Genomic DNA, 4,144 nt, shown 5'->3' with positions numbered 1-4,144 from the left:
CACCTTGCTGCGAGGGGGACGGGGCGGGGACGGGGCGGGGACGGGGCGGGGGCGCGACGCCTCAGGCGCTCACCGTCAGCTCGGCGATCCGAGCGCGGTGGGCGTCGGCGTCGCCGAACTGGCCGGCCAGCCGCTTGGCGCGCTTGTAGAAGAAGTGCGCCTCGTGCTCCCACGTGTAGCCGATGCCGCCGTGGTACTGGATCATCGCGGCGGTCGCCTCGATCGCGGCGTCGCTCGCCTTCGCCTTCGCCACCGAGACGGCGAGGGCAGTCCCCTCGAGCCCGGTCTGCACCGCGTGCGCGGCGTACAGCACCGCGTGCTCGGCCATCGTCACCCCGACGTGCAGGTCGGCGAGCGCGTGCTTGATCGCCTGGAACGAGCCGACCGGCACGCCGAACTGCTCGCGCTCCCGGTCGTAGGCGACGGTGCGGGTGAGCGCCTCCCGCGCGGTACCGACGAGGTCGGCCGCGACGAGGACCGCGGCCCGCGCCTCCAGCTCCGCCACGACGGACGCGTCCGCACCGGGCAGGGCCTCGCCCGCCCCGGCGTCGAGCGCCGCGAGCCGGGTGGTGCCGTCGTAGGAGCCCTGCGCCGTGGCGTCGGCCCCGGTGACGAGCGCGAGCCCGTCGGCGGACCGGGCCACGACGACGTCGGCGATACCGCCGTACTCCACGGTGGGGAGCGTGCCCGGCGCCGTGCCGCGGAGCGTGAGCGCGCCGACGGCCTCGCCGGCCGCGAGCCGCGGCAGCCACTGCGCCTTCTGCTCGTCGGAGCCGGCGCGCCGGATCGCCTCGGCGGCGAGCACCGTGCCGCGCCAGGGACCGGGTGCCACGCCGGCGCCGAGCGCCCGGGCGATCACCTGCGCCTCGACCATGCCGAGGCCGAGCCCGTCGTGCTCCTCGGGCACGAGCACGGCGAGCCAGCCCTGCTCGGCAGCCGCCGTCCAGAGCGACGCGGGGTTGCCGTCGCCCGCCGGATCCTCGACGACGCCGCGCACGGCCTCGAGGTCGAACCGTTCGGCGAGGTAGCCGCGCACCGCGGCGTCGAACTCACGCTGGTCGTCGGTGAGTGCGAAGAACATGACCAGCTCTCCTTACCGCGGCAGGCCGAGCACGCGCTCGGCGGTGATGTTGCGCTGCACCTGGGAGGACGCGCCCCAGATGGTGACCGACCGGGACCACATGGACTGGGCGTGCAGCGGGCGCAGGTCCAGCCCGTCGACGGTGTCGAGGGTGGCGTCGTCGCCGAGGACGTCGTCGAAGACCTCCCAGAGGTCCTGAAACGTCTCCGACCACTGCAGCTTCGTCATCGACGCCTCGAACCCGAGGTCGCGGCCCTGCTCGACCTGCGTGAGCACGTACATCGCGTGCAGGCGCAGGCACTCCAGCTCGGTGAGGACGCGGGCGAGCTTGCCCCGGACCACGGGGTCGCGGTCGCGGCCCAGCCGCTTCGCCACGGCCACGATCTCGTCGTACTGCCTGCGGAACTCCGTGTACTGCGCCATCCCGGACGCGCCGCGCTCGAACGACAGCAGCAGCATCGCGGTGCGCCAGCCGTCGCCGATCTCGCCGAGGGAGTCGGTGGCCGACACGCGGGCGTCGTCGAAGAAGACCTCCCCGAACTCGCTGGCCCCGCTCATCTGCTTGAGCGGGCGGGCGTCGACGCCGGGCTGGTTCATGTCGATCAGCAGCATCGACAGCCCGCGGTGCTTCTGCGACCCCGGCTCGGTGCGGACCATCGTGAAGATCTTGTCGCCGTGCACGGCGTTGGTGGTCCACACCTTCTGGCCGTTGACGACGAAGTCGTCGCCGTCGCGCACGCCCCTCGTGGAGATCGCCGCGAGGTCGGAGCCCGCGCCGGGCTCGGAGAAGCCCTGGCACCAGATGACCTCGTTGCGCAGCAGCGGACCGATGATCTCCTTCTTCTGCGCGTCGCTACCGATCGCCATCACGGTGGGGGCGAGGAACGTCAGGCCCAGCGGGTTGACGGTGCGCGGCGCACGCGCCAGCACCATCTCCTCGTCGTAGATCGCCTTCATGCCCGGGGTGCCGCCGCGGCCGCCGTACTCCGTGGGCCACTCGATACCGGCGAACCCGGCGAGGGCCTTGTCCCGCTCCCAGTCGCGGCGCAGCCCGAAGCTCTCGTCGTCGCCGAGCGACTCCCAGAACCCGGGGCGCGCCCACTCCTCCGGGATGTTCCCCCGGAGCCAGGAGCGGAGCTCGCTGCGGAACTCCTCCTCCGCAGCGGTGTAGGTCAAGTCCATCGCGGCCTCCTCGCACGCCTGGTTCCGTCAGCTGGCACCACCTTGGCATACCGGCGAGTAACCCGTCTCCCACGATCGGGGATCTGACAGGCGGTGACCGACTGCCGGTAATGTCCGCGCCATGCGCACTGAGCGTGTCACGGTGAGCCTGCCGGCCGACCTGGTCGCCGAGGCCCGCAACGCCGTGCGGCGCGGGGCGGCCAGGAGCATCTCGGAGTACATCGCCGAAGCGGTCTCCGCCCGCCAGCTGCGGGACCGGTCGCTCGCGGCACTCGCCGACCTCTACGGCGGCCCCCCGCCCCCCGACGAGCTCGCGGCGGCGCGGCGCACGCTGCGCCTGGTCCCGCCGGCGGCCGCCGTCTGATGCGCCCCGCCATCCCGAGCCGCGACCTCCTGACGAGCGTCGCGGCGGTCGCCGCATGATCGGCGGACGCGTCCTCGACTCCACCGCCCTCGCCGCATTCGCAATCGGCCGCCCCGTGTACGTGCGGGCGCTGGTCTGGGCCGCGGTCGAGGAGAACATCGTGCTGGCCGTGCCCAGCGCCGCGCTGGGCCGCGCGTGGGCCCTGCTCGAACCGGAGCACCACGCCGCGCTGCAGGTGCTGCTCGACCTGCCCAACACCGTGATCGACGAGCTGGGCCCGGACTCGGCGCTGGAGTCCGGACTGCTGCTCGCCGCGTCCGGGCAGGACGACATCGTGGCGGGCCAGGTGGCCGCCAGCGCCCGGCGGCGGGGCTGGCCCGCCGTCACCGGCGAGCCGGGCAACCTGCGCAAGCTCGACACACAGGTGACCATCGAAGAGCTGCCCTGACCCCCGCGAGTCGGCACGAAATGGCGGGCGAGTCGCCACGAAATGGTGCGCGAGTCGCCACGTCGGCTGTTGCAGCAAAGCCACTTTCCTGCAACGTCGTTGCGTGAAAGTGGCTTTGCTGCAATCCCGTCCGGTCGATCCCGGAGGTCAGACCGCCGTCACCAGGCGGGTGCGCAGGTGGGCCAGGGACTCCTCGTCCATGCCGTGCGCCCGCAGCCAGCCCGCCGCGCCGCCCACGCCGTTGGCGCCGTGCTCGGCGTCGAGGTGCTCGAGCACGGCGGCGATCACCTCGGCCCGCGGCAGGTGCGGGGTGAGGTCCGTGGGCATCGGCTCGCCCGCCGCGGTGGTCCACCGGCGGAACATCGCCTCCAGCTGCTCGACGGAGAGCGCGTAGTCGGCCACCACCGCGTCCCGGTCGACGCCGACGGCGTCCAGCACGAGCGCGACGAGCACTCCGGTGCGGTCCTTGCCCGCGGCGCAGTGCACGAGCGCCGGTCCGGCGTCGGCCGCGGCGAGCCTCCGCACGGCCGTGACGACGTTGTCCCCGCGGTCGCGCAGGTAGCCGAGGTAGTTGCGCAGCAGCGGGTCGGTGTCGTCGCCCGTCTCCGGCAGCGGCCTGCCCTCCTCGGGGATGAAGCTCAGCGCCACCGTCTCGACGCCTGCCTCGGCCACCGCGGTCGGCCCGTCCCGGTCGATCTCGCGCTGCGTCCGCAGGTCGATCACGAGCCGCAGCCCGAAGACGTCCACGAGGTGCTCGACGTCACCGGGCGTCACGTGCCGCAGCGAGCCGCTCCGCAGCAGCACCCCGGACCGGGTGGTGCCGCCGCCACGCACCGGCAAACCGCCGACGTCGCGGACGTTGTCGAGGCCTTCGAGCCGGAGCCAGCGGTCGACCTGTGCTTCAGCCACCCCCGCACGCTAACGCCACGGCGGCGGGGGCACCACGGAGGCCTATTCAGCCGCCAAGTAGAAGTGCAGTCCGATAACCGCCGAGATCGTCGTGTCGAACGTCGCCAGCGGCCGCCGGTAGTCGGTGTGCATGATGCGCCAGGTCTTAAAGTTTGCGATC

The 4,144-nt window shown here is 73.1% G+C and carries 5 protein-coding genes; 2 read left to right on the top strand and 3 right to left on the bottom strand.

What is annotated here, in order from left to right:
• Positions 1–61: 61 nt before the first annotated feature.
• Entirely contained in the window at positions 62–1,081 is a 1,020-nt protein-coding gene (locus KME75_RS40335; RefSeq protein ID WP_219420270.1) for an acyl-CoA dehydrogenase family protein, read from the bottom strand.
• Positions 1,082–1,093: 12 nt separating this feature from the next.
• On the bottom strand, positions 1,094–2,263 hold the full coding sequence (locus KME75_RS40330; RefSeq protein WP_219420269.1) for an acyl-CoA dehydrogenase family protein: 1,170 nt from the start codon (positions 2,261–2,263) through the stop codon (positions 1,094–1,096).
• A gap of 121 nt (positions 2,264–2,384) precedes the next feature.
• Between KME75_RS40330 and KME75_RS40325 the strand changes: the two genes are divergently transcribed.
• Both KME75_RS40325 and KME75_RS40320 read left to right on the top strand, forming a co-directional pair.
• Entirely contained in the window at positions 2,385–2,627 is a 243-nt protein-coding gene (locus KME75_RS40325; protein WP_219420268.1) for a ribbon-helix-helix domain-containing protein, read from the top strand.
• A gap of 55 nt (positions 2,628–2,682) precedes the next feature.
• Positions 2,683–3,075, top strand: a complete 393-nt coding sequence (locus tag KME75_RS40320) for a hypothetical protein (protein ID WP_219420267.1) — start codon at positions 2,683–2,685, stop codon at positions 3,073–3,075.
• A 147-nt stretch (positions 3,076–3,222) separates the two neighbouring features.
• On the opposite strand, the gene KME75_RS40315 is transcribed toward KME75_RS40320, so the two are convergent.
• Complete coding sequence (locus tag KME75_RS40315) at positions 3,223–3,984, bottom strand: tyrosine-protein phosphatase (RefSeq protein WP_219420266.1); 762 nt, start codon at positions 3,982–3,984, stop codon at positions 3,223–3,225.
• Positions 3,985–4,144 lie beyond the last annotated feature (160 nt).

Origin of the sequence: Pseudonocardia nigra (assembly GCF_019396355.1) — a bacterium.
Taxonomy (GTDB): Bacteria; Actinomycetota; Actinomycetes; order Mycobacteriales; family Pseudonocardiaceae; genus Pseudonocardia; species Pseudonocardia nigra.
Note: the sequence above shows the minus strand (reverse complement) of the source record. Positions and strands in the feature narration are given on the sequence as shown.

Bases quoted from the DNA above. Each gene is read 5' to 3' on its own strand.
- KME75_RS40335 (WP_219420270.1), bottom strand. From the start codon at position 1,081: ATGTTCTTCGCACTCACCGACGACCAGCGTGAGTTCGACGCCGCGGTG.
- KME75_RS40325 (WP_219420268.1), top strand. From the start codon at position 2,385: ATGCGCACTGAGCGTGTCACGGTGAGCCTGCCGGCCGACCTGGTCGCC.
- KME75_RS40320 (WP_219420267.1), top strand. From the start codon at position 2,683: ATGATCGGCGGACGCGTCCTCGACTCCACCGCCCTCGCCGCATTCGCA.
- KME75_RS40330 (WP_219420269.1), bottom strand. From the start codon at position 2,263: ATGGACTTGACCTACACCGCTGCGGAGGAGGAGTTCCGCAGCGAGCTC.